Annotated in this window: 1 protein-coding gene and 1 pseudogene; both read right to left on the bottom strand. The window is 45.1% G+C overall.

Features of this window, described 5'->3' with window-relative positions; genetic code table 11:
* Positions 1-138: pseudogene (locus AAEY99_RS21215) on the bottom strand (IS91 family transposase); the annotation flags it as partial.
* A partial coding sequence (locus tag AAEY99_RS21210; RefSeq protein WP_351011948.1) for a tyrosine-type recombinase/integrase occupies positions 135-506 on the bottom strand: 372 nt, incomplete at its 5' end. The gene AAEY99_RS21210 and the pseudogene AAEY99_RS21215, both read right to left, overlap by 4 nt.

The following is a 506-nucleotide window of genomic DNA, read 5'->3' as shown; positions in this document are numbered from 1 at the left end:
CCAGTGGCTTGTTCTTTGGGAATAGGCGCGGCAACTCAGCATGGCATTAATGGCATGGCGCATTGATGTTGTTATTTGGCCATCATAAGCTTGATTAAACGCATCAAGATGGTCACGTAAAATATCGATAAACTTCATATCTCGCACTCCCACTTCAACACCAAATTATTAGTGAGCTGGTTAACCGACAAGGCCGTGTTTTTACGGGTAATATGAGTGAGACGTGTATACCTTGCTGTGGTGTTTAGGCTGTTGTGACCGAGCAAGTGTTGTACTGAGCGTAAATCTAATCCTTGCTCTAGCAAATGAGTCGCATAGCTGTGACGTAAATTATGTGGACTGATAGATTTGTGAATGTTGCACTCAGAAATCACTTTTTTCATGGCCTTTTGAATACCACCGCGGTCCATCAGCGAGTCTGGCTTGCCATCTTTACCGGGAAATACATGCCGAGGATGGCGATGGGTTTGCCAGTAATACCGAAGCGCTAACAATGTGCGTTGTGG

Source organism: Shewanella sp. S1-58-MNA-CIBAN-0166 (assembly GCF_040310085.1).
In the GTDB taxonomy this organism is placed as follows: Bacteria; Pseudomonadota; Gammaproteobacteria; order Enterobacterales; family Shewanellaceae; genus Shewanella.
This window is presented reverse-complemented; position numbering and strand designations above follow the sequence as displayed.